We start from the raw sequence: 21,850 nt of genomic DNA, 5'->3' as shown, positions 1-21,850 counted from the left end.
CCTTAACCGAGTTTGGCAGCACGCATCAGCGCGCGCACCACGGAACGTTGAGCCAGCTCCACCTTGTAGCCGTTGTGGGCCAGCGGTTTGGCACCGCTCAGCGCCGCCTGGGCCGCCTTGGCGAAGGTCGCCTCGTTGGCACGCTGGCCCACCAAGGCCGCCTCGGCCTCCGCGCTGCGCCAGGGCTTGTGGGCAACACTGCCCAGCACCACGCGCGCCTGGCCGATGGTGCCGCCCTCCAGTTGCAGCGCTGCAGCCACCGACACCATTGCGAAGGCGTAGGAGCTGCGATCACGCACCTTGAGGTAGTGCGAATGCTGGGCAAATTGCGCAGCCGCGACCGGCAACTCAATGGCCAAAATCAGCTCGCCATGCTCCAGGTTGTTGTCCCGCTGGGGTGTATCGCCTGGCAGACGGTGGAACTCCGTGATCGGGATCAAGCGCTCGCGCCCGTCGGTCGCCCGCACCCGAACACTGGCATCCAGCGCAACCAGCGCATTGGCCATATCGCCGGGATAGGTGGCAACGCAGGCATCGCTCCATCCGAGCACGGCATGGATCTTGTTGAGCCCTTCGCGCGCGCCGCAGCCTGTGCCAGGCTCGCGCTTGTTGCAAGGCGTGGCGGTGTCGTAGAAATAGTTGCAGCGCGTGCGCTGCAGCAGATTGCCGCCATTGGTCGCCATATTGCGCAACTGCCCCGAGGCGCCAGCCACGATGGCCTGGGTCAGCAGCGGGTAGTTCTCGCGGACCAGCGGATGGTTGGCCGTCTCGGTATTGGTCGCCAACGCACCCAGAGACAGACCCGCGCGGCTGCGCTCAATCTGCCGAAGCGGTAGCTGGCGGATGTCGACCAGGCGCGTGGGCCGCTCCACATCTTCCTTCATCAGATCGACCAGATTGGAACCGCCAGCGAGAAACCTGGCTCCCGGCACGCCCACCATCGCGGAGGCAACAGCGGCAGCATCGGCCACCCGCAGATATTCAAACGGTCGCATGGCCATCCTCCTTGCCTGCCGAGGCGGTTTGCGTCTCCGTGGCATAGCCCCAGGTCTTGGCAGCTTGCCTGCCTGAATGGACCTCTTGCACGGCAGCGACGATGCCCGGGTAGGCACCGCAGCGGCAGATGTTGCCACTCATGCGCTCCTTGATCTCGTCGTTCGTCAGGCGGGTCGTGGTTTTGCGCACATCACCTGTGACATGGCTGACATGGCCGCGTTGGGCCTCCGCGAGCACGCCAACGGCCGAGCAGATCTGCCCTGGCGTGCAGTAGCCACACTGAAAGCCGTCATGCTTGATGAAGGCCGCTTGCACTGGGTGCAGTTGATCGCCTTGGGCCAGGCCCTCGATCGTGGTCACCTCGCGCCCTTCCAGCGTCGCCGCCAAGGTCAGGCAGGACAGCACCCTCTGGCCGTCTACCAGCACCGTGCAGGCGCCGCATTGCCCTTGGTCACAGCCTTTCTTGGAGCCCGTCAACGCGAGCCGCTCACGCAACGCATCCAGCAGCACTACCCGCGAATCGAGCTCCAGCGTTTGCGGCACGCCATTGACCTGGAAAGCCACCTTGACGACGTTCTGCGCTTTGATGGGCGCCACCGCCGCGCCTTCGGCCAGCGGCATCTGCGCCAGGGCGGCCTCCTGCGCCAGCAGATCTGCGGCAAACAGCCCCACACTGCCTGCAGCCGAATGGATCATGAAGCTGCGCCTTGCCTGGCCCACCCCCTGGAGTTGCGGCATTTCTTGGAGCAAGGCTGCTTCGTCGGCGCTCAGCTCGACGGGGAAATCAGCATCATCGGAATGTGTCATCGTGGTTTCCTTGATTGCGCGCCGGGAGGCGCTTGCGATTCGGCAGGGCGGGCCCCAAGCGGCTACGTTCTTGGCGACGCATGCGGGCTTGGCGTGCTGCGGGGCAACGGATGTCAGAAGCGGTACCTCCGGTCTCCAGTGCCCCAAGCGGCACATGGAGCTGGAGTCCGACCTGGGCTTGCGCGACGCCACTGCCCAGCAACAGACAACCTGCAGCGCAAGCCGTTAGATCCTAGTGCTGGATGCTGGGCGCGCCAGTCAGACAGCAGCGCAGCTTGTGCGGCGGGTGGTCGTACACGGGCGCCGGTGCTTCCAGACCTGGCCATGGGCCTATCTTGAGATCCTCTGGCCTCTTTGACTAGCTAATGAAACCTTCTAGACCTTATTAGCCTTGCTAATCAATTGCCCGTGCGACACTTTCGCGATGGTCAAACGCAACCTCAACGATCTGCTGTACTTTGTCACGGTCGCCCGTGAGGGGAGCTTCACGCGCGCGGCCTCGGTGCTGGGAGTGACCCAATCGGCACTCAGCCAGGCCGTCAGCAGTCTGGAGGCGAGGCTTCATATTCGCCTGCTCACACGCACCACGCGCAGCGTGTCGGTCACGGCCGCCGGCGATCGGCTGCTGAGCGCGATTGGCCATCGCTTTGACGAAATCGACGCCGAGCTGCACCAGCTCACCGAAATGCGCGACAAGCCCAGCGGCTTGGTGCGCATCACCTGTGGCGAGCATGTCGCGCGCGCCACACTGGTGCCAAAGCTGGCGCCCTTGCTGCTGCAGTACCCTGACATCAAGGTCGAATTCGACGTCAACTACGGATTGCGCGACATCGTTGCGGACCGCTTCGATGCAGGGGTGCGCTTTGGCAACACCATCGACAAGGACATGATCGCTGTGCCCATCGGACCGACATTGCGCATGGCGGCCGCCGCATCGCCGGCCTACTTCCAACGCCATCCGCTGCCCAAGACGCCAGGCGATCTGATCACACACAACTGCATCAACATGCGTATGCAGACAGCAGGAGGCTTGTGGACCTGGGATTTTGAGCGCCGGGGCAAGCCGCTGAGCGTTCGGGTGGACGGGCAGGTCATCTTCAATACCTCTCCCAGCATCGTCGATGCAGCACTGGCCGGCATGGGCATAGCGCATTTGCCCGAAGACGAGTTTGCCCCCCACCTGGAGCAAGGCCGCTTGATACGGGTGCTGGACGACTGGTGCCCACCCTTCCCCGGATACTACTTGTACTACCCCAGCCGACGACAGCCTTCACTCGCCTTTTCTTTGGTGCTCAATGCGCTGCGGGTCACACCGCTACCCCTTGCCATCGCTGCGGGTTCAGCATAGCGGGGACGATGGTCTGCACGCAGTCGCCAGCCACATCTGGCGCAGCACCCCTTCGCGCCCCGATCCCCCGCCAATCTTGACCTGGTGCCGACCGCTGGCAGTCCCGCCTATAGTCAAGAGCGCGTCAACAACGCTAGACTGCCGGCTTGCGAGGCGGTCCTGCCGCAACGCACGTTCTGATGATCACAACAGAGGAAAAGAGATGTTTGACCATATCGGCATCGGTGTCAGCAACCTGAATGTGAGCCAATCCTTTTTTCTCCCATCGCTGCTCCCTTTGGGCGTTGGGCTTGCGATGGAGGGGCCCGGCAGCATCGGTCTGGGCCGCAACGGCAAGCCTTCGCTTTGGTTGACGGAGTCTTCGCAGAAGCCGACCCCTGTGCACATCGCCATCACCGCCCAGACCCGAGCGGAGGTGGATGCCTTTTATGCAGCAGCGCTGGCGGCCGGTGGGCGTGACCACGGCGCTCCCGGCTTGCGGCCGCACTACCACGCCAACTACTACGCGGCCTTTGTGCTTGACCCCGACGGCCATAACATCGAGGCAGTGTGCCATCAGCCCGTGCTCTGAATACGCTGCGCTGGGCGCCTGTCACAGGCTGGGGCGCAGCCTGATGCCCATGGCAAAGGCCAGAGCACATTTAGCCCCCCAGCACACCATCACATGCTGCGTGGACTTGGCCAGCGCCGCCTATATTGAACGCCCCACCATCTCGGCACCGACAAACTGGCTAAAGACGGTATCGCCATAGCGGCTGGCGATGCCGGGACTGTGGTAGTGGCCCAGCCCGGCCTTTTGCGCCAGGCCACCCGGGCTGCCCATGGGCACGCGGGTCATCGATTCGACGCCGGCGGCGATCTCCATGTCCATCGCGCCCGACATCACCGCCTGCGCGGCAAAGTGGATGGCCTGCTGCGAGGAGCCGCATTGGCGGTCGATGCTGGTGCCGGGCACCGATTCGGGCAGCCTGGAGGCCAGCACCACATTGCGCGCCACATTGCTGGACTGCTCGCCCACCTGGCTGACGCAGCCCAGAAACACATCGTCCACAGCGGCCGGGTCGGCATCGACGCCCTCGACCACCGCATTGATGACCTGTGCGGCCAGATCCACCGAATGCCAGCCGGCCAGTTGGCCACCCCGGCGGCCACCGGCCGTGCGTTGTGCCGCCACGATAAAAGCTTCGGACATGGGACTCCTTTGTCTCGTCATTGTCTAGAAGATGCTCGGGAAGAGTTTAGGCGCGCAGCCAGATCACCCAACCACCCATAACGGGTGGCCGGCGAAGTTTGGCGGCAGCGTGCAGCCCCCTCGTCCTACAGACGGCCCGGCGGCGATTGGCGAAGATGGCGACCGATAATTACCGGGGAACCGCATGGATAGCATCAACAACAACACAGCGGCCGATCCGACGCCTCCTTCGCCGCCGCTGATCCCGACCCAAAGCGGCACCTTGGAGCTGCATGACATCACCATCGTCGACAAGGTCAAGCTCAGAAAGGCGATTTCTGCCGCCGCGCTGGGCAATGCGATGGAGTGGTTCGACTTTGGCGTCTATGGCTTTGTCGCCTTTGCGCTGGGCAAGGTGTTCTTCCCCGATGCATCGCCCAGTGTGCAGATGATTGCCGCGCTGGGCACCTTCTCGATTCCCTTCCTGGTTCGGCCGCTGGGTGGCCTGTTCTTTGGCGTGATGGGTGACAAGTTCGGGCGCCAGAAGGTGCTGTCGATCACCATCATCATCATGGCGGCCAGCACGTTCTGTATTGGCCTGATACCGTCCTACGCGAGCATCGGCATCTGGGCGCCGATCCTGCTGCTGCTGTGCAAGCTGGCGCAGGGCTTCTCGGTCGGCGGTGAATACACCGGCGCCGCCATCTTTGTGGCCGAGTTTGCGCCTGACCGCAAGCGTGGCTTTCTGGGCAGTTTTCTGGACTTTGGCTCCATCGTCGGTTTTGTCACGGGCGCGGGTGTCGTCGTCTTGCTGCAAAGCCTGCTGAGCGAGGCGCGCTTTCTCGACTGGGGCTGGCGCGTGCCCTTCTTCCTGGCAGCGCCCCTGGGCCTGGTAGGCCTGTACCTGCGCCATGCGGCGGAAGAAACGCCTGCCTTCCAGCAGCAGCTCGACCAGATGGAAAAGGACGACCAGGAGGATGTGGAGAACCGCCCGCGCATCTCCTTCAAGGAAATCGCGACGCGCTACTGGCGCCCCTTGCTGGTGTCGGTGGGCCTGGTGCTGACCACCAATATCACCTACTACATGCTGCTGACCTACATGCCCAGCTACCTGTCGCACAACCTGCACTACTCCGAAGACCATGGCGTGCTGATCATCATCGCGGTGATGATCGGCATGCTCTTTGTGCAGCCGGTGATTGGCCTGGCCAGTGACCGCTTTGGCCGCAAACCCTTTGTGATCGTTGGCTCGATCGGCCTCTTGGTGCTGGCGATTCCCGCATTCCGGCTGATCATCAACGGCCAGATCGCGCTGATCTTTGTCGGCCTGTTCATGCTGGCCATTGTGCTGAACTGCTTTACCGGCGTGATGGCCTCCACCTTGCCTGCGATGTTCCCGACCCGCATCCGCTACAGCGCGCTGGCCGCCTCGTTCAACATCGCCATCATCGTCGCCGGCCTCACGCCCACCATCACCGCTGCGCTGGTCGACTCCACCGGCAGCCTCTACCTGCCTGCCTACTACCTGATGTTTGTCGCAGTCGTCGGCATCATCACCGGCATCTTCATGAAGGAAACCGCCAACCGCCCCTTGCGCGGCGCCACGCCAGCGGCATCCAGCAGGCAAGAGGCCAAGGAGCTGCTGATCCAGACACTGGACCATATCGAGCAAAGCGTGGACGACATCGACGCCGAGATCGCCAAGCTGCAAGAGCAGATCGCGGCGCTGGAGCTGCGCAAGCAGAAGTATGTTGATTTGCATCCTCGGCTGGATTGAGGAGCGTACCGCTTAGGCACTACCAACATCGCACCACAAGGCCCTGCAAATTGCCTATTTGCAGGGCCTTGTTTCTTCTGAACCCGCTCACCATGCTTTCACCGCTCACCCGGGCTCCAGTGCGACACCAGAGCTGGGTACTTGCCACCCAGATCCGGCGAGCACTACCATTCGCCAAGATGACACCGCCGCCGGCGCAATACTGCTGTCACCCGTGTTGGGGGTACGGAGGGGTGGCGTCGCTAGACTGCAGTGCAAACAAGCTTTCGTGCAAGGAGACAACCATGCAACGCCGTACTTTTGCCGCTGTCGCAGTCAGCATTGCCGTTGTAGGCGCTGCGGGTTTTGCCGCGCCCGCCATGGCACAAGCTGACTACCCTAACCGGCCTATTGTGCTGATCGTGCCCTATGGGGCGGGTGGTGTGAGCGATGTGGTGGCGCGGGCGCTGGCTCTGTCGATGGGCAAGCAGTTGGGCCAGTCCATCATCATCGAGAACAAGCCGGGTGCCGGGGCGTCGATGGGGGTGATGGATATGAAGAATGCCAAGCCCGATGGCTACCGGCTGACTTTGAGCCCGGTGGCTATCTTTCGGCAGCCCCATATCCAGAAGGTGGCCTACGATCCAATTGCCGACCTGACCTATGTGGCGGCCTATATGTCATACGACTTTCTGCTGGCCGTGGCGCAGGATTCGCCATTCAAATCGGTCAAGGACATTGTGGATCAGTCTAAGAAGCAGCCCGGCTCGGTTGACTACGGCACACCCGGCAAGTTTTCGGCCAATCACGTGCTGATGGCCTTGCTGGAGAAGAAGGCGGGTGTACAGTTCACCCACGTGCCGTACAAGGGCGATGCCGAGGCGGTGAATGCCTTAATTGCGGGCCACACCAAGACGGGGGTGTTTGGCAATACGGTGCTACCGCATATGCAGTCAGGCAAGCTGCGTGCGCTGGCCATTGCGTCAGAAACGCGCCCGCCAGCCTTTGCCAATGTGCCGACCTTCCGTGAACAGGGCTATGACGTAGTGACGCCATCGCCGTTGGGCATTGCCGGGCCCAGGGGCCTGCCGCCCGAAATCGTGCGCAAGCTCGAAGCCGCCGTGAAGTCTGCCATGGACGACCCCGCCTTTCAGCAGGCGGCGGCAAACTATGGCGTACGGCTGGAGTACCGCAATGCCCAAGATTACAGCGCCTTCGCGAAGAAGGCCTTCGCCGAAGAAGGCGCGATTGTGCAGAGCATCGGGTTGGAGTAAGAGTCGCTTGAGAATGACAGGTGCCAGGGTGAGTGCCAGAGCCGTCATCAGCTTTTGTGCAGACTGGCCACCTTCCCATCCAGCCTATAGCGTCGATAAGGAACTGAGCAGCGCGCAGCCCTGAGGCTGTGTAGCTGCCGCCCTGAAGGCAAGCCAGCGCACATGGATGGCGTCATTCATCTCGAACCGCGTAAGCATGGATTGGCGCTTGGTCACGGACACGTGCGGCACTCGAGGCTGCGATCCCCCCTTGCCACACCCCGACAAGAAACAATTTAGCGTTGAGTGAAGAGCACACACCCAGACGAAGAAAAACCCCTGAGTGCGAACACTCAGGGGTTTGATTCTTGGCGGAAACGGAGGGATTCGAACCCTCGATGAGGCTCTACACCCCATACTCCCTTAGCAGGGGAGCACCTTCGGCCACTCGGTCACGTTTCCAATACAGCTATTCTAACCTGAAAATTTAGGCCGATTTGGAAACTTCTTCAGAATCCAGACCAAAAGCAGTGTGCAGGGCGCGAACGGCCAGTTCCAGGTACTTCTCATCGATCACGACCGAGGTCTTGATTTCGGAGGTGGAGATCATCTGGATGTTGATGCCCTCTTCAGCCAGCGCGCGGAACATGGTCGATGCCACGCCCACGTGGCTGCGCATGCCGATACCGACGATGCTCACCTTGCAGATGTTGGGGTTGCCGATGACTTCGTCAGCGCCGAGCTTGGGCACCACTTCTTCGCGCAACAACTCGACCGTGCGGTTGAAGTCGCCTTGGTTGACGGTGAAGCTGAAGTCAGTCTTGCCGTCCTTGCCGATGTTTTGCAGGATCACGTCCACATCGATGTTGGCGTCGGCCACCGGGCCCAGGATCTGGTAGGCAATGCCGGGGGTGTCAGGCACGCCACGGACAGAGATTTTGGCTTCGCTGCGGTTGAAAGCGATGCCCGATACGAGGGCCTTTTCCATCTTTTCGTCTTCCTCAAATGTGATCAGAGTGCCCGATTTGGCCTCTTCATCCAATGCAATATCCCAGGGCGTGAAGCTCGACAGCACACGCATTGGCACTTTGTACTTGCCGGCAAATTCCACCGAGCGGATCTGCAGCACCTTGGAGCCCAGGCTCGCCATCTCCAGCATTTCCTCAAAGCTCACGGTCTTGAGGCGCTGTGCGGCCGAGACCACGCGCGGGTCCGTGGTGTAGACACCGTCGACGTCGGTATAGATCAGGCACTCGGCGGCCTTCATGGCGGCTGCCACGGCCACGGCCGAGGTGTCCGAGCCGCCACGGCCCAAGGTGGTGATGTTGCCGTTCGGGTCAATGCCCTGGAAACCGGTCACGATCACCACACGGCCCGCGTCCAGATCGGCCCGCACGCGCTGGTCGTCGATCGATTCAATGCGCGCCTTGGTGTAGCTGTCGTCGGTGCGCACCGGCACCTGCCAGCCGGTGTAGCTCACCGAGGGCACGCCTTCTGCCTGCAGCGCAATGGCCAGCAAGGCCGACGAGGCCTGCTCGCCGGTGGCGGCCAGCATGTCCAGCTCACGGTAATAGGACTTGTCTGCGCGGCTGGGTGCCAGCTCGCTGGCCAGGCCCAACAGACGGTTGGTTTCGCCACTCATGGCGCTGGGCACCACCACCATCTGGTGGCCAGCCCTTGCCCACTTGGCGACGCGTTTGGCGACATTGCGGATGCGCTCGGAAGAGCCCATCGACGTGCCGCCGTACTTATGAACGATCAGTGCCATTGAATATCACGATGACGAAACACGAAGCTCGGCGTTGATGCAAAGTGTTTTGGCACGCCGTCGGAATCGTACATTAGTCAGACCAAAACTGGCGGATTGTACCAATCGATGACATCTCTGTGGCGCTGTATATACCCACGGCCCACTTTTATATGGATTTGGTGGCCCCGCGTGGTGCAGCGCTGCAGCTGCTGCTGCAGTTGCGCCAGCTGTGCAGCGCTCGGCGTTTGGTCATGGGCCGTGCGCAGCCAGTAGCGCAGCACATTGGCCATGCGCGCCTCGCTCAGCGCCTGCAGCGCGCCGATGCGCGGCGGCGCGCCGGTGGCCTGCAGGTCGATCTGCGCCAGGTCATCGAGCAGCTCGGCCGCCTGCGCCGCGTTTGCGCTGCTGCGCGCCACCGTCTGCGCGATCTGCGGAAAGGCCTGCGCCAGGCCGGGCATCACCTGCTGGCGGATGCGGTTGCGTGTGTAGCGGGTGTCGGTGTTGCTCGGGTCTTCCACCCAGGCGATGCCCAGCGCAGCCAGGTCAGCGCGGATCTGCGCACTGCCCAGGCCCAGATAAGGCCGCGCCCACTGCAGACCGGCGCGCTGCCACTGCGGGCGCATGCCCGCCAGGCCGGCCACCCCAGCGCCGCGCGACAGCGCCAGCACCACGGTTTCGACCTGGTCATCGGCATGCTGGGCCAGTGCGATGGTCTGGATACGGCCCTGCCCTGCATCGGCGCAAGCCAGCACGGCCTGGGTCAGCGCCTGGTAGCGCGCAATGCGGGCCGCGTCCTCCGGGCTTTGCCCGGGCAGCGCATGGGCATTCACCGCCACCACCTGCAGCGTCACGCCCCAGGCCGCGCACTGGGCGCGGCAATGCGATTCAAATACCGCGGCTGCGGCCTGCAGCCCATGGTTGATGTGGAGGGCATACACCTGGCCGGGAAAGCGCTGCAGGCAGGCCCAGAGCAAGGCGGTGGAATCGGCTCCACCGCTGTAGGCCACAGCCAGCGGCAGTGCGGGCTGCCAGCCGTTCAGCGCAGCAACAATAGCGGGCTCAGCCATGGCCCGCGCCCCACAGCAAAAAGCCTCCGCAAAGGGAGGCTTGGCAGCAACGGCGCAGCATCAGCGGCGGCCGGCAGCGCGTATCAGTGCTCAGCCTTGGTGTCCGAGAAACGGCCATAGCTTTGCAGGCGCTCGTAGCGGCGGTCCAGCAGCTCAGCGGGTTTCAAATCAGCCAGCTGGCGGAAGGCATCGCTCAGGCCGCGCTTGAGCAGCGCCGCCATTTGCTTGTGGTCACGGTGGGCGCCACCGACGGGCTCGTGGATGATCTTGTCGATCAGGCCCAGGGCCTTGAGGCGATGGGCGGTGATACCCATGGCGTCCGCCGCTTCCTGGGCCTTGTCGCTGGTCTTCCACAGGATGGAGGCGCAGCCTTCGGGGCTGATGGTCGAGTACACCGAGTACTGCAGCATCAGCACCTGGTCGGCCACCGAGATACCCAGCGCGCCGCCCGAGCCACCTTCACCGATGATGGTGGAGATGATCGGCACTTCCAGCTGCGCCATTTCATAGATGTTGCGGCCAATGGCTTCGGACTGGCCGCGCTCTTCGGCATCGATGCCGGGGTAGGCACCGGGTGTGTCGACAAAGGTGAACACCGGCAGCTTGAACTTCTCGGCGGTCTTCATCAGGCGCAGCGCCTTGCGGTAGCCCTCGGGCTTGCTCATGCCAAAGTTGCGCAAGGTGCGCTCCTTGGTGTCACGGCCCTTTTGGTGACCCACTACCATGCAGGGGTTGCCATTGAAACGTGCCAAGCCGCCCACGATGGACAGGTCGTCGGCAAAGTGGCGGTCGCCATGCATTTCGACGAAATCGGTGAAGATCTCGTTCACATAGTCCAGGGTGTAGGGACGCTCGGGGTGGCGTGCGATCTTGGTGATCTGCCAGGGGGAAAGCTCGCTGTAGATGTCCTTGGTCAGCTGCTGGCTTTTCTTGCTGAGCTGATCAATCTCTTCAGAGATATCCACTGCGCTTTCGCTTTGCACATAGCGCAGTTCATCAATTTTGGTTTCCAGCTCCGCAATCGGTTGCTCGAAATCCAGGAATGTTCTTTTCGCCAAAATGATTCTCCTCGAGAAAAGCCGCAGGCAGCCTTCTCATAACGACCGACAGTGTAACCGCATGCGGCCAAACCAGATCAATCTGCATCCTGCCCCAGTGGCATGGCATTCTGGGAGCGCCAGATCAGCCAGGCCGCGACACTCGCCCAGGGTTGCCAGGCCTGCGCCACCTCGCGCGCATCGCTGCGGCTGACGGCCTCGCCCGAAAAATAATGGTCGCTGATGCCCTGCAGGAGCGCCGCATCATCAATGGCCAGCACATTGGGCCGGCCCAGATGGAACAGCAAAAACATCTCCGCACCCCAGCGCGCCAGCCCGCGCTGCGCCATCAGCTGCTCGATGACTGCGTCGTCATCGACATGCACCCAGGACAGCGCGTCCTTGGGCTCCTGCACAAACCATGCAGCCAGATCACGCAGATAGCCCAGCTTGCGCTGCGGCAGGCGGATGGCCTTGGCCGCCTCGTCCGTCAGGGCCAGCATGGCCTTGGGGCTAGCCGACCCAAGCGCCGCCACCAGCCGCTTCCACAGCTGGCGCGCCGAGTGGTCCGACAGCTGCTGCCAGACCACCGAGCGCACCAGCAGCGCAAAGCCGTCTGCTTCGCGGCGCAGCATCTCGCCGGCATACAGCGGGGCGAGCCGGCGCATCACCCGGTCCTTGCGGGCCAGGTGCTTGCAAGCCACGGCCCAATCCTCCGCTGACAGCGGCTTGTTGCTGATACCAGGCATACGGCTAGACGCTCGGCTTCAATGCCAATGCCGGGTTCACACCACCCAGAGCGCGCATCAGGCGCCCGCCTGGACTACCGTCCAGGTCGTGCCTTGCGCAGAGTCCTTGAGCTCCACCCCCTGGGCCAGCAGCTCGGCGCGGATGCGGTCCGATTCCGCATAGTTCTTGGCCGCTTTGGCAGCGGCGCGCAGCGCAATCTGCGCCTCCACATAGGCCGCATCCACGCTGGCGCCCGCTTGCAGGTAGGCGGCAGGGTCGGCCTGCAGCAGGCCCAGCGTGGCCGCCAGCGCCTTGAGCAGGCCAGCCACCGCAGGCGACTTGCTGCGGTTGACCTCGGCAGCCAGCTCAAACAGGACCGCCACCGCTTCGGGCGTGCCAAAGTCCTCGTCCATCGCCGCCTTGAAGCGCGCCGCACTCGGGTGGCTCCAGTCGATGGCCACCGGCTCGGCGGCGACCAAGCTCAGCGCGGTATAGAGGCGCTTCAACGCATTGCGGGCGTCGTCCAGGTGCACATCGCTGTAGTTGAGCGGGCTGCGGTAGTGGGTGCGCACGACAAAGAAGCGGATGGTCTCGGCGTCGTAGCGCTTGAGCACATCGCGGATCGTGAAGAAATTGCCCAGCGACTTGGACATCTTCTCGTTGTCCACATTGATGAAGCCGTTGTGCATCCACATCTTGGCCAGCGGCTGGCCGTGCGCGCCCTCACTCTGGGCAATCTCGTTTTCGTGGTGGGGGAACTGCAGGTCAGCGCCGCCGCCATGGATGTCGAAGGTCTCGCCCAGCAGCGCGCAGCTCATCGCCGAGCACTCGATGTGCCAGCCCGGCCGGCCCGTGCCATAGCTGCTTTGCCACTTGGCCTCGTCGGGCTCAGTCGGCTTGGCGCTCTTCCACAGCACAAAATCCAGCGGGTCGTCCTTGCCGTCCTGCACGGCCACGCGCTCACCGGCATTGAGCTCGTCGAGCGACTTGCCCGACAGCTTGCCGTAACCGGGGAACTTGCGCACGGCATAGTTCACATCGCCGCCTTCGGTGCGGTAGGCCAGGCCTTTTTCTTCCAGCTGCGAGATGATGGACAGCATCTGCGGCACGTATTCGGTGGCACGGGGCTCATGCGTGGGGCGCTCGATGCCCAGCGCATCGGCATCCTGGTGCAGGGCCTCGATCATGCGGTCGGTCAGGCTGCGGATGGTCTCGCCGTTTTCCATGGCGCGGCGGATGATCTTGTCCTCAATGTCGGTGACATTGCGCACATAGGTCACCTTCAGGCCGCTGACGCGCAACCAGCGCTGCACCACATCAAACGCCAGCATCGAGCGCGCATGTCCCAGGTGACAGAGGTCATAGACCGTCATACCGCATACATACATGCGGACATGGCCCTGCTCAATCGGAACAAATGACTCCAGCGCACGCGAAAGCGTGTTGTAGATGCGCAAACTCATGAAAAATTAGCGTGGTTGTGGTTGAGAGAGGGAAAGGCGCCTGGCGCCCTACCCCGGTCCGCCCCCGTCCCCCTGGGAGAGGCTTGGGCGCAGGTTGTGCAGCGCCTGCCTGGGCACCGCCGCCCGGCAGGAACCGCCGAACCGTGTATGGTAGCTGATGCCCGAGACCATGCCCTGCAAACCATGGCCGCCCGTCGTTCCGGGGCGCCAGCCCCCTCAGCTACAATGCGCTGCAGTATAAGCCTGCAGGCCACTTGCACGCGCCCAGCGCGCCCGAACCCTATGAAGTTAGTCAGTTGCCTTTTCTCCCCCCTGATGCCCCGTGCCGCCTTGCTGGCGCTTGCGCTGAGCTGCGGCGCCGCCTATGCGGACGATTACTCGGCCGTGGAAAAGCTGATCCAGTCGGGCCAAAATGCCCTGGCACTGGAGCAGTTGGAGCCGAAGATCCAGCAAGCCCCGCGTGACCCGCAATGGCGCTTTTTGCAGGGTGTGGCCCAGATGAATGCAAGCCAGCGTGACGAGGCCACGGCAACGTTCGAGAAGCTGGTGCAGGAATACCCCGAACTGCCCGAGCCCTACAACAACTTGGCCGTGCTCTACGCCCAGAACAACCAGCTGGAAAAAGCCAGCCGCGCGCTGCAAGATGCGGTGCGGGCCAACCCCGGCTATGCCACCGCCTATGAAAACCTGGGCGATATCTATATTCGCCTGGCCGAGCAGTCGCTGAGCAAGGCCAGCACGCTGGCGCCGGCCCAGCAAGCCAGGCTGCAGCCCAAGATCAGCAGCCTGCGCCTCTTGGTAACCAGGGCCCAACCTGCCGCTGCTGCAGCACCCGCTGCCGCCGCGCCGGCTGCCCCAGCAGCGGCGCCCGACGCAAAATAGTAAGGGCCTTGCCTTGAATCTTGCACCGTTGGCCCTCAACTCGGTGCAAACGCACACCGTGCACCGCCCAAGATTTGCGCGCAGCGCAGGATGTCTTGCGGACCCCGCAGCGCCCTGCACTGGACATCTACCGTATACAACGACAGAGGAAACCGATGCCTTCCAAACGACACACTCTTTCCATTCTGGGCGGCCTGGCACTGGCCGGCGGCATGTTGCTGACCAGCGCCGCACAAGCAGCGGACCAGCCCCGCGTGAAGCTGGCGACCTCGATGGGCGACATCGTGGTCGAGCTCAATCCAGAAAAAGCGCCCAAGACGGTGGCCAACTTCCTGCAGTACGTGAACGACAAGTTCTACGACGGCACGATCTTCCACCGCGTGATCGGCAACTTCATGATCCAGGGCGGCGGCTTCACCCCCGATATGCAGCAAAAGCCTGCGCGCTCGCCGATCCCGCTGGAGGCCAACAACGGCCTCAAGAACAACACCTATACCATCGCGATGGCCCGCACGGCGGTTCCCGACTCGGCCACCGCGCAGTTCTTCATCAATGTGCAGAACAACGATTCGCTGAATGCCCCCAACCCCGATGGCCACGGCTATGCGGTGTTTGGCAAGGTCGTCAGCGGCAATGATGTGGTCGACAAGATCAAGGCCGTGCAAACCGGCAATGCCGGCCCGCACCAGAACGTGCCCAAGACCCCTGTCATCATCAAGTCGGCTACCGTCGTCAAGTAAATGGCCCTGCCGCTGGCCCCCAACCGGGCTGCGGCGCCCTTCCCACCTTTCTCAACAGGAAACACACCATGAGCAATCCACAAGTTGAACTGCATATCAAAGACTACGGCGTCATCACGCTGGAACTCGACGCAGACAAAGCCCCCAAGTCCACCGAGAACTTCCTGAGCTACGTCAAGAGCGGCCACTATGACGGCACGATCTTCCACCGCGTGATCAACAGCTTCATGATCCAGGGCGGCGGCTTTGCATCGGGCATGGACCAGAAGTCCACCCAGGCGCCGATTCAGAACGAAGCGCAAAACGGCCTGAAGAACGACCAGTACACCGTAGCCATGGCCCGCACCAGCGATCCCCATTCGGCCACCGCCCAGTTCTTCATCAACGTCGCCAAGAACGACTTCCTCAACCACACCTCGCCCACCCCTAGCGGCTGGGGCTATGCCGTGTTCGGCAAGGTGGTCAAGGGCAACGACGTGATCGACAAGATCAAGGCCGTCAAGACCGGCTCCAAGGGCATGCACCAAGACGTGCCCAAGGAAGAAGTGCTGATCGAAAAGGCTGTGGCCCTGTAATAGGCGCCACCATTGGCATGGACAGCCCGACCGACACCCGCGCCGCAGACACTCATGAGGCGCTGCGCGCCCAGTTGGCCACCACGGCAGTCCATGCCTTCGCTGCGCCCCCCGCCTGGCGCAGCATCGAATTCATCTCCGATCTGCATCTTCAACCCCAGCTGCCACAGACCTGGCACAGCTGGCAGCAGTACCTGCAAGCCAGTACGGCAGATGCGATCTTCATGCTGGGCGATTTGTTTGAAGCCTGGGTCGGCGACGATGCGCTGGACGAGGCCGGCAGCTTTGAAGCGGCCTGCGCCCAGAGCCTGCGCGAGGCCAGTGGCCAGCGCGCCGTCTTCTTCATGCATGGCAACCGCGACTTTCTCATCGGCGCGCAGTTTGCCGAGCGCAGCGGCATGCAATTGCTGCCCGATCCCAGCTGCCTCACTTTTCTCGGCCAGCGCTGGCTGCTCAGCCATGGCGATGCGCTGTGCGTGGAAGATTCCGAATACCAGCGTTTTCGTGCGGTGGCACGCAGCCCCGCCTGGCAGCAGCAGATTCTGGCCCAGCCGCTGGCCCAGCGCCGCCAGCTCGCTGGCGCCATGCGCAGCCAGAGCGAGGCGCGCCGCATGCGCGAAGTGATCACCGCCGATGTGGATACCCAGGCCGCCCTCGCCTGGTTGCAACAGGCCCAGGCGCCCACACTGATCCACGGCCACACCCACCGCCCTGCCCGCCACGCGCTGGATGCGGGCCACGAGCGCCTGGTGCTGAGCGACTGGGACACCGACCTGGAACCCGCCCGCGCCGAAGTGCTGCGCATCGACGCCACCGGCCAGCAGCGCATCGCGCTGGCCGATTACCTGGCCCGGCCTCCACAGCCCGGCGCGCACTGATCCCATGGCCTGGCTGCACCGCACCTGGTCACGCCTGCGCGCGCTGGCGCGCCCCGTGCCCGAAATCCCCGCAGCCCTGTGGTTGCAGGTGCTGCAAAAATACCCGTTCCTCGAGGCGCTGTCGCTGGAAGAAAAAGCCAAGCTGCGCGCCTTGAGCGCACTGTTTCTGCGCCAAAAACAATTCTCGGGTGCCCATGGCCTGGTGGTGAGCGATGCGATGGCGCTGACTATAGCCGCGCAGGCCTGCGTGCCGCTGCTCCACCGGGGTGAGGCGCAGCAGGCCATCGCGCTCTACGATGATTTTGTCGGCATTGTCGTGCACCCGGGCACGATGGTGGCTGCGCGCGACATGCATGACGAGGCGGGCCTGGTATCGCACCGGCGCATGATGCTCGAAGGCGAAGCGATGCAGCATGGCCCCGTCACGCTCAGCTGGGCAGCCATTGCGCAAGATCCGCTGCAGCAAAACGCGCGCGGCACCAGCGTCGTCATCCACGAGTTCTGCCACAAGATCGATATGCGCAATGGCGGTGCCGATGGCTACCCCTCGCTGCCCGGCCATTTTCTGGGCCTGGCGAGCGCCGCCGAAGCACGCCAGACCTGGGAGCGCACCTGGGCATCGGCCTTTGCGGCCTTTGGCCATGCGATTGCCAAATCCCAGCGCTTTGGCGAGCCCGCGCCCTGGCTGGACAGCTATGGCGCCACGGCCCCGGCCGAGTTCTTTGCGGTGGCTTGCGAGGCCTTCTTTGTCAACCGCAGCCAGTTCGCACAGGAATGGCCGCAGCTCGACCGCATGCTGGCCGGGCTGTTCCGGCCGGACGCTGGCTAAATACTGACCTTAGCCGCGCTGCGCCTGCGTCAGAGCCTGCAGCCAGGCCATGCTGTCCTGCAGCTCTTGCGGGTGCAGCTCATGGCGGCAGGGGTACTCGTGGTACGCCAAGTCAACAGGCGTAGCTTGCAGCGCCGCGCGAATCGCATGGGCCTGCGCCAGTGGAATCACATTGTCGGCGGTGCCATGGCTGATCCAGGCTTGATGGCCAGCCAGTTGCGCGGGCGCGACCTGCTCGGCCGCAATCTCGGGCAACAGGCGGCTGTGCCACACCATGATGGCCTGCAGCAGCTGCGGCTGGGTCAATAGCGCCGAGAGCGACATGATGCCGCCCTGGCTGAAACCACCCACCACCAGCCGCTGGGCCGGTATCTGCAAGGCCTGTGCCGCCTCGGCGCAGGTCTGGGCGACGAGCGCGCGGCTGGCTTTCTCCTGCGCGGTGTCGATGCTGCGGCTGCCGTCGGGGTTCACGCCAAACTGGAACCAGGCATAGCTGCTGGGCCCCAAGGTGTAGGGCGCGCGCAGGCTCAGCACATGGAAAGCCGGCGGCACCATGCCCGCCAGGCCAAACAGATCCTGCTCATTGCTGCCCACGCCATGCATCAGCACCAGCAGCCAAGGTGCTGGGGTATCCACCGCAGCGGCGCGGTACAGGTGGTGAAGGGGAAGGTTCAACATGGCAGCCCTGGTCAAAAAAAATTTGGCTGCATCGTACCGCAGCCCTGGCAACCATGGTGGCAACCACAGCAAAACGCGTTGCGGTGGGCGCCATTGCCAGCGACGGCAGCCCCCTACCCAGCGCTGATGGCTTATTTCTTCGGGTGCAGAGCCACCCAGGCCAGAAAGCGCTCCATGTAGCTGCGCAAAAACTTTTCGCTGGCCTCGGCCACCTTGCCATCGGCACTGATCAGGCCATCGGTCCAGCGGATAAAGCCCTCGGGCTGCGCCATCGCCGGCATGTCCAGAAACACCAGAATATTGCGCAAATGCTGCTGGGCCATCGAGGTGGCCGGACCACCGGTCGAGGTGCCTATGATGCCGGCGGGGATGCCGTTCCATGCGCCACTGCCATAGGGGCGGCTGGCGCCGTCCAACGCGTTTTTCAGGTAGGCCGGCACCGAGCGGTTGTGCTCGGGCGTCACAAACAGGATGCCGTTCTTGCTGCGCACCTTGTCTTTGAAAGCGGTAAATGCCGCCGGATAGGCGTCGGCATCGTCGTCGCGGTTGTAGAACGGCAGCGCGCTCAGGTCCAGGAACTCGAAGTCCGCCTGGTTCTGCACCAGGTTGACCAGGCCATGCGCCAGTTGCTTGTTGATCGAGGTCTTGCTGTTGCTGCCAACGATCACGCCGATTTGGGGTTTTGCCACAGTCATTCTCACTTTCAGGACATGCAGAGGATAGGAAAGCCTCTGGTTATACCCCTGCTTGGCGACAACCGATGTAGTCCAACGCGAACAGCGCGGCCATGGCCGCGCTGTGACTCAACGGCCCGTGCCTCGGTCGCAGGCCTGGCCCGCCTGCAATTGCCAGACCTGGGTGCTGCCCAAATGCAGGGCCGCTGCGGCAGTGGCCAGCGCCGGCATCTGGCGCTGGGCCGCCTCGGCGCTGCCAACGACCCACAGGCGCTGCTGCGGATGCGCGCAGGCATAGGCTTGCAAGCTCTGCGCATCCAGCAAGACACGGCTGCCCAGCTGCGGCGCAAACTGCGCAGCATCGCTCAGCTCCTTCTTCCAGTTGTCGGCCTGCTGGTCCTCGGTGCTCCAGTCGTCCACCACCAGCGGATCGGCCATGGCGGGCAGGTAAAAAGGCACTTCGTAGTACAGGTGCTCAAGCATCACCACGCGGTCCGCCGACTGCACCGGCAGGCTGCGCAGTGCGCGCCATTGGGCCTTGGCAGGCACAGCCACCGTGCCCAGCGCCACGGCCAGCGCCACACACAACAGCGCGGCCAACGCCGCCGTATGCCGGCCCCAGCGCTGCCAGCCAGCGGCTTGCACCAGCCGCACCACCGCATAGGCCAGCGGTGGCAGCGCAGGCAGCACATAGCCCACGATCTTGCTGTGCGGCACCGAGAAGAACAGCACGATGACGGCAAACCAGACCAGCATCAGCCGGTCCAGGCTTTGCACCAAGGTCTGCTCGGCCGGCCGTGCTGCTGGCTTCGCAGCCGATCCGTCCAGACGCCTGCGCCTCCAGCTGCGCCAGCCAGCAGCCAGCGCCCAGCCCGTCCAAGGCAAGGCGGCCAGTGCGATCACCGCACCATAGAACCACCAGGGCTGGGGGTTGTTGAAGCTGCTGCCGGTGTAGCGCTGAAAGTGCTGGGTGACAAAAAAGTAGTGGAAAAAGCCGCTGTGGCGCTCTTGCGCCATGAACACCCAGGGGCCGGCAATCAGCAGCACCGGCAGCCATGCCGCGGCATGCAAAGGCAGCCACCATTGGCGCCAGCGCCGGTCCCAGACCAGCCAGAGGGCCCAGACCATGCCGGGCAGCACCAGCGCAATCAGGCCCTTGGCCAAAAAGCCCAGCCCGGCCCAGGCACCGGCCGCAGCCAGCCAGCCCATCCACGCCATGCCCCGGATGCGGCCCGACGCCTGGCGCGCCTCCAGGGTCGCCATCGCAGCGCTGCAGATGCAGGCCGTCAGGCAGCCGGCCAGCAGCATGTCCATATTGGCGTACTGCGCGGCCAGGTAGGTGTAGGGCATGGTCACCAGCACCACGGCAGCAGCCACGGCTACCGACTGGCTGGCATAGCGTTTGAGCAGGGCGAACAAGGACATTGCCGCCAGCCATGCGCCCAGCAGCGACGGCAGGCGCGCCACCCATTCATGGACGCCCGCGACCTGCAAGCCCGTAGCAGCGAGCCAGTAGTACAGCGGCGGCTTGTGGAAAAACGGCAGGCCGTTGAGCGCAGGCGTCACCCAGTCGCCGCTGCGCAGCATCTGCAAGGCAGCCACAGCGTACCTGCCCTCATCCGGATCGCTGAGCGGCCGCAGCCAGGCCAGCGCCAGCAGCCACAGCGCTAGCAAGAGTGCCATGCGGACCTGGATCGACCAAGCAACGCGGGCAGGCACGGCCCGCGCAGAAGCGAGACTGTTCATGCCTTATTCCACCGATGCGGGTAGCGGCGATGGGCGTGGCGCTGCAGCGCCCTGCAGAGCCAGGTCAGCAGGATCTTGCACCACCGGCCCGGCATGCCGCCACAGCCAGCCGAACAACAGCGCGATCACCCCGCCCAGCGCAGCGCCGGCTGCAATATCGAGTGGAAAATGCACGCCGCAGTACACCCGGCCCCAGCTCACCGCCAGCGCCACGGCCACGATGGCCGCGCCGCCCAGGCGCAACTGCCGCAACCACAGCAGGCAAAATCCCAGGGTAAAGACTGCGCTGGCATGCGCGCTGGGCAGTGAGCCCCGGGCGGCATGGTCAATATAGGCGGGGCTCAGCCCCATCACAAAGGGGCGGGGATGCCCCAGCCAGACGGCGAGCCGGTGCGCCAGCAACACGGCAGCGGCGCAGCACAGCATGCTGCCCAGCAGGTACAGGCGGTCCGCCGGCCGCTTCCACCACAGCCACAGCAGCGCCGCCCCGGCCAGCGCCACGCCGTCCATGCCCAGCCAGCGGGCCAGCGCCAACACCCAGGCGGTGGGCCCAAAGCCCCCAGCCATCCATGCAAACCATTGCAGATTCAATGCATCCATCGCAAGCCCCTCGCGCAGAAGGCCGCTCTGGATGGGAGTTCACCCGGCAACAGCGCAATCTGTAGGTGGGCACTGTGGCGGGCGGAGCTTACCGATGTCTTAATGCATAAAAAAAGACGATAAAGAATTTAAATGCGGCTGTCTTGCACGACGGCGCCGGCGGCGATAGTGATCACGCGCTGGCACTGGGCGGCAATGGCGCGGTCGTGCGTGACCATGATCAGGGTCGTGCCCGCCTCGCGGTTCAGGTCCATCACCAGCTGCATCACCGCTTCGCCGGTGGCAAAGTCCAGGCTGCCGGTGGGCTCGTCGGCCAGCAGCACAGCGGGCTGCACGACAAAGGCGCGGGCCAGTGCCACGCGCTGCTGCTCGCCACCCGACAGTAGCTTGGGGTAGTGGGCGAGGCGCTGGCCCAGGCCCACACGCTCAAGCATGGCAGTCGCCTGCTTGCGGGCATCGCGCTGGCCAGCCAACTCGAGGGGCAGCATCACGTTTTCCAGCGCCGTCAAATTGCCCATCAATTGAAAGTTCTGAAACACAAATCCCATCGTGCGCGCACGCAGCGCTGCCCGGTCGTCTTCGCTCAGCGCAAACAGGTCCTGGCCAGCAATCCGCACCGTGCCCACGCTGGGGGTATCGAGGCCCGCCAGGATCGACAGCAAGGTGCTTTTGCCCGAGCCCGATGCACCGACAATCGCCACGGTTTCCCCCTGCGCGATGCTAAAGTCCACATCACGCAGAATGGTCAAACTGCCAGTCGAATCCGAGACCGATTTACCCAGGCCCTGGGCCACCAACACCGCCTCAGGCGCCTGCGATTGAGAAAGCACTGCATCTGTCATGACAACCAATCTTTCCTCCAATGATCGAA

General features: G+C 63.7%; 21 protein-coding genes, 1 tRNA gene and 1 pseudogene. 9 read left to right on the top strand and 14 right to left on the bottom strand.

From position 1 onward, the window contains the following. Nucleotides 1–2: 2 nt before the first annotated feature. Both F0Q04_RS10535 and F0Q04_RS10530 read right to left on the bottom strand, forming a co-directional pair. On the bottom strand, nt 3–995 hold the full coding sequence (locus F0Q04_RS10535; protein WP_182345366.1) for an FAD binding domain-containing protein: 993 nt from the start codon (nt 993–995) through the stop codon (nt 3–5). Further along, nucleotides 982–1,734, bottom strand: a complete 753-nt coding sequence (locus tag F0Q04_RS10530) for a 2Fe-2S iron-sulfur cluster-binding protein (protein WP_198424367.1) — start codon at nt 1,732–1,734, stop codon at nt 982–984. Before F0Q04_RS10530 ends, F0Q04_RS10535 begins: the two co-directional genes overlap by 14 nt. A gap of 493 nt (nt 1,735–2,227) precedes the next feature. Here F0Q04_RS10530 and F0Q04_RS10525 point away from each other — a divergent pair, with 493 nt between their 5' ends. Further along, on the top strand, nt 2,228–3,151 hold the full coding sequence (locus tag F0Q04_RS10525; RefSeq protein ID WP_182345364.1) for a LysR family transcriptional regulator: 924 nt from the start codon (nt 2,228–2,230) through the stop codon (nt 3,149–3,151). Between the two features lie 202 nt (nt 3,152–3,353). Next, nucleotides 3,354–3,722, top strand: coding sequence for a VOC family protein (locus F0Q04_RS10520; protein ID WP_182345363.1), 369 nt, complete (start codon nt 3,354–3,356; stop codon nt 3,720–3,722). Nucleotides 3,723–3,851: 129 nt separating this feature from the next. Here F0Q04_RS10520 and F0Q04_RS10515 read toward each other — a convergent pair. Further along, nucleotides 3,852–4,343: pseudogene (locus F0Q04_RS10515) on the bottom strand (beta-ketoacyl synthase N-terminal-like domain-containing protein); the annotation flags it as partial. A gap of 184 nt (nt 4,344–4,527) precedes the next feature. Between F0Q04_RS10515 and proP the strand changes: the two are divergent. Further along, on the top strand, nt 4,528–6,099 hold the full coding sequence (gene proP, locus F0Q04_RS10510; protein ID WP_182345361.1) for a glycine betaine/L-proline transporter ProP: 1,572 nt from the start codon (nt 4,528–4,530) through the stop codon (nt 6,097–6,099). Between the two features lie 284 nt (nt 6,100–6,383). Beyond that, nucleotides 6,384–7,352 (top strand): tripartite tricarboxylate transporter substrate binding protein, encoded by a 969-nt coding sequence (locus F0Q04_RS10505; protein WP_182345360.1) that lies wholly within the window; start codon nt 6,384–6,386, stop codon nt 7,350–7,352. Between the two features lie 348 nt (nt 7,353–7,700). Here the strand turns inward: F0Q04_RS10505 and F0Q04_RS10500 are convergent. The 6 genes from F0Q04_RS10500 to cysS form a co-directional block, all read right to left on the bottom strand. After that, nucleotides 7,701–7,793, bottom strand: a tRNA-Ser gene (locus F0Q04_RS10500). 25 nt (nt 7,794–7,818) lie between these two features. Further along, nucleotides 7,819–9,099 carry an aspartate kinase gene (locus F0Q04_RS10495; RefSeq protein WP_116925084.1) on the bottom strand — a complete coding sequence of 427 codons (1,281 nt, stop codon included), beginning with the start codon at nt 9,097–9,099 and terminating at the stop codon, nt 7,819–7,821. A 77-nt stretch (nt 9,100–9,176) separates the two neighbouring features. Then, the gene (gene tilS, locus F0Q04_RS10490; protein ID WP_182345359.1) at nt 9,177–10,148 is read right to left on the bottom strand and encodes a tRNA lysidine(34) synthetase TilS; all 972 of its coding nucleotides are present in this window, start codon (nt 10,146–10,148) and stop codon (nt 9,177–9,179) included. 83 nt (nt 10,149–10,231) lie between these two features. Next, nucleotides 10,232–11,206, bottom strand: coding sequence for an acetyl-CoA carboxylase carboxyltransferase subunit alpha (locus F0Q04_RS10485; protein WP_116925082.1), 975 nt, complete (start codon nt 11,204–11,206; stop codon nt 10,232–10,234). 77 nt (nt 11,207–11,283) lie between these two features. Then, on the bottom strand, nt 11,284–11,889 hold the full coding sequence (locus F0Q04_RS10480; protein ID WP_232539581.1) for a DNA-3-methyladenine glycosylase family protein: 606 nt from the start codon (nt 11,887–11,889) through the stop codon (nt 11,284–11,286). Nucleotides 11,890–11,991: 102 nt separating this feature from the next. Then, nucleotides 11,992–13,377, bottom strand: a complete 1,386-nt coding sequence (gene cysS, locus F0Q04_RS10475; protein ID WP_182345358.1) for a cysteine--tRNA ligase — start codon at nt 13,375–13,377, stop codon at nt 11,992–11,994. Nucleotides 13,378–13,692: 315 nt separating this feature from the next. Between cysS and F0Q04_RS10470 the strand changes: the two genes are divergently transcribed. From F0Q04_RS10470 to F0Q04_RS10450, 5 genes are all read left to right on the top strand, one after another. After that, the gene (locus F0Q04_RS10470) at nt 13,693–14,259 is read left to right on the top strand and encodes a tetratricopeptide repeat protein (RefSeq protein WP_232539580.1); all 567 of its coding nucleotides are present in this window, start codon (nt 13,693–13,695) and stop codon (nt 14,257–14,259) included. Between the two features lie 155 nt (nt 14,260–14,414). After that, the gene (locus tag F0Q04_RS10465) at nt 14,415–14,999 is read left to right on the top strand and encodes a peptidylprolyl isomerase (RefSeq protein WP_116925078.1); all 585 of its coding nucleotides are present in this window, start codon (nt 14,415–14,417) and stop codon (nt 14,997–14,999) included. A 68-nt stretch (nt 15,000–15,067) separates the two neighbouring features. Next, nucleotides 15,068–15,574 (top strand): peptidylprolyl isomerase, encoded by a 507-nt coding sequence (locus F0Q04_RS10460; protein ID WP_182345356.1) that lies wholly within the window; start codon nt 15,068–15,070, stop codon nt 15,572–15,574. A 17-nt stretch (nt 15,575–15,591) separates the two neighbouring features. After that, a complete protein-coding gene (locus F0Q04_RS10455) occupies nt 15,592–16,452 on the top strand; it encodes a UDP-2,3-diacylglucosamine diphosphatase (RefSeq protein ID WP_182345355.1) in 861 nt (286 codons plus the stop codon). Between the two features lie 4 nt (nt 16,453–16,456). Continuing rightward, the gene (locus F0Q04_RS10450) at nt 16,457–17,281 is read left to right on the top strand and encodes a zinc-dependent peptidase (protein WP_116925075.1); all 825 of its coding nucleotides are present in this window, start codon (nt 16,457–16,459) and stop codon (nt 17,279–17,281) included. 9 nt (nt 17,282–17,290) lie between these two features. Here the strand turns inward: F0Q04_RS10450 and F0Q04_RS10445 are convergent, their stop codons facing one another. From F0Q04_RS10445 to F0Q04_RS10425, 5 genes are all read right to left on the bottom strand, one after another. Next, entirely contained in the window at nt 17,291–17,959 is a 669-nt protein-coding gene (locus F0Q04_RS10445) for an alpha/beta hydrolase (protein ID WP_182345354.1), read from the bottom strand. Between the two features lie 131 nt (nt 17,960–18,090). Beyond that, nucleotides 18,091–18,648: an NADPH-dependent FMN reductase gene (locus tag F0Q04_RS10440; RefSeq protein WP_116925263.1), complete on the bottom strand. Its 558-nt coding sequence runs from the start codon at nt 18,646–18,648 to the stop codon at nt 18,091–18,093. A gap of 114 nt (nt 18,649–18,762) precedes the next feature. Next, nucleotides 18,763–20,379, bottom strand: a complete 1,617-nt coding sequence (locus F0Q04_RS10435; protein WP_116925073.1) for an ArnT family glycosyltransferase — start codon at nt 20,377–20,379, stop codon at nt 18,763–18,765. A gap of 3 nt (nt 20,380–20,382) precedes the next feature. Further along, on the bottom strand, nt 20,383–20,979 hold the full coding sequence (locus tag F0Q04_RS10430; RefSeq protein ID WP_182345353.1) for a phosphatase PAP2 family protein: 597 nt from the start codon (nt 20,977–20,979) through the stop codon (nt 20,383–20,385). Nucleotides 20,980–21,107: 128 nt separating this feature from the next. Beyond that, the gene (locus F0Q04_RS10425; RefSeq protein WP_116925071.1) at nt 21,108–21,821 is read right to left on the bottom strand and encodes an ABC transporter ATP-binding protein; all 714 of its coding nucleotides are present in this window, start codon (nt 21,819–21,821) and stop codon (nt 21,108–21,110) included. Nucleotides 21,822–21,850 lie beyond the last annotated feature (29 nt).

Source organism: Comamonas koreensis, from assembly GCF_014076495.1.
GTDB lineage: Bacteria > Pseudomonadota > Gammaproteobacteria > Burkholderiales > Burkholderiaceae_C > Comamonas > Comamonas squillarum.
This window is presented reverse-complemented; position numbering and strand designations above follow the sequence as displayed.

What these genes read in the sequence shown, in the direction of transcription:
- F0Q04_RS10425 (WP_116925071.1), bottom strand. Translation starts at nt 21,821, where the DNA reads ATGACAGATGCAGTGCTTTCTCAATCGCAGGCGCCTGAGGCGGTGTTG.
- cysS (WP_182345358.1), bottom strand. Translation starts at nt 13,377, where the DNA reads ATGAGTTTGCGCATCTACAACACGCTTTCGCGTGCGCTGGAGTCATTT.
- F0Q04_RS10505 (WP_182345360.1), top strand. Translation starts at nt 6,384, where the DNA reads ATGCAACGCCGTACTTTTGCCGCTGTCGCAGTCAGCATTGCCGTTGTA.
- F0Q04_RS10445 (WP_182345354.1), bottom strand. Translation starts at nt 17,959, where the DNA reads ATGTTGAACCTTCCCCTTCACCACCTGTACCGCGCCGCTGCGGTGGAT.
- F0Q04_RS10495 (WP_116925084.1), bottom strand. Translation starts at nt 9,099, where the DNA reads ATGGCACTGATCGTTCATAAGTACGGCGGCACGTCGATGGGCTCTTCC.
- F0Q04_RS10435 (WP_116925073.1), bottom strand. Translation starts at nt 20,379, where the DNA reads ATGAACAGTCTCGCTTCTGCGCGGGCCGTGCCTGCCCGCGTTGCTTGG.
- F0Q04_RS10430 (WP_182345353.1), bottom strand. Translation starts at nt 20,979, where the DNA reads ATGGATGCATTGAATCTGCAATGGTTTGCATGGATGGCTGGGGGCTTT.
- F0Q04_RS10535 (WP_182345366.1), bottom strand. Translation starts at nt 995, where the DNA reads ATGCGACCGTTTGAATATCTGCGGGTGGCCGATGCTGCCGCTGTTGCC.
- F0Q04_RS10465 (WP_116925078.1), top strand. Translation starts at nt 14,415, where the DNA reads ATGCCTTCCAAACGACACACTCTTTCCATTCTGGGCGGCCTGGCACTG.
- F0Q04_RS10470 (WP_232539580.1), top strand. Translation starts at nt 13,693, where the DNA reads ATGCCCCGTGCCGCCTTGCTGGCGCTTGCGCTGAGCTGCGGCGCCGCC.
- tilS (WP_182345359.1), bottom strand. Translation starts at nt 10,148, where the DNA reads ATGGCTGAGCCCGCTATTGTTGCTGCGCTGAACGGCTGGCAGCCCGCA.
- F0Q04_RS10520 (WP_182345363.1), top strand. Translation starts at nt 3,354, where the DNA reads ATGTTTGACCATATCGGCATCGGTGTCAGCAACCTGAATGTGAGCCAA.
- F0Q04_RS10450 (WP_116925075.1), top strand. Translation starts at nt 16,457, where the DNA reads ATGGCCTGGCTGCACCGCACCTGGTCACGCCTGCGCGCGCTGGCGCGC.
- F0Q04_RS10525 (WP_182345364.1), top strand. Translation starts at nt 2,228, where the DNA reads ATGGTCAAACGCAACCTCAACGATCTGCTGTACTTTGTCACGGTCGCC.
- proP (WP_182345361.1), top strand. Translation starts at nt 4,528, where the DNA reads ATGGATAGCATCAACAACAACACAGCGGCCGATCCGACGCCTCCTTCG.
- F0Q04_RS10455 (WP_182345355.1), top strand. Translation starts at nt 15,592, where the DNA reads ATGGACAGCCCGACCGACACCCGCGCCGCAGACACTCATGAGGCGCTG.
- F0Q04_RS10530 (WP_198424367.1), bottom strand. Translation starts at nt 1,734, where the DNA reads ATGCCGCAACTCCAGGGGGTGGGCCAGGCAAGGCGCAGCTTCATGATC.
- F0Q04_RS10460 (WP_182345356.1), top strand. Translation starts at nt 15,068, where the DNA reads ATGAGCAATCCACAAGTTGAACTGCATATCAAAGACTACGGCGTCATC.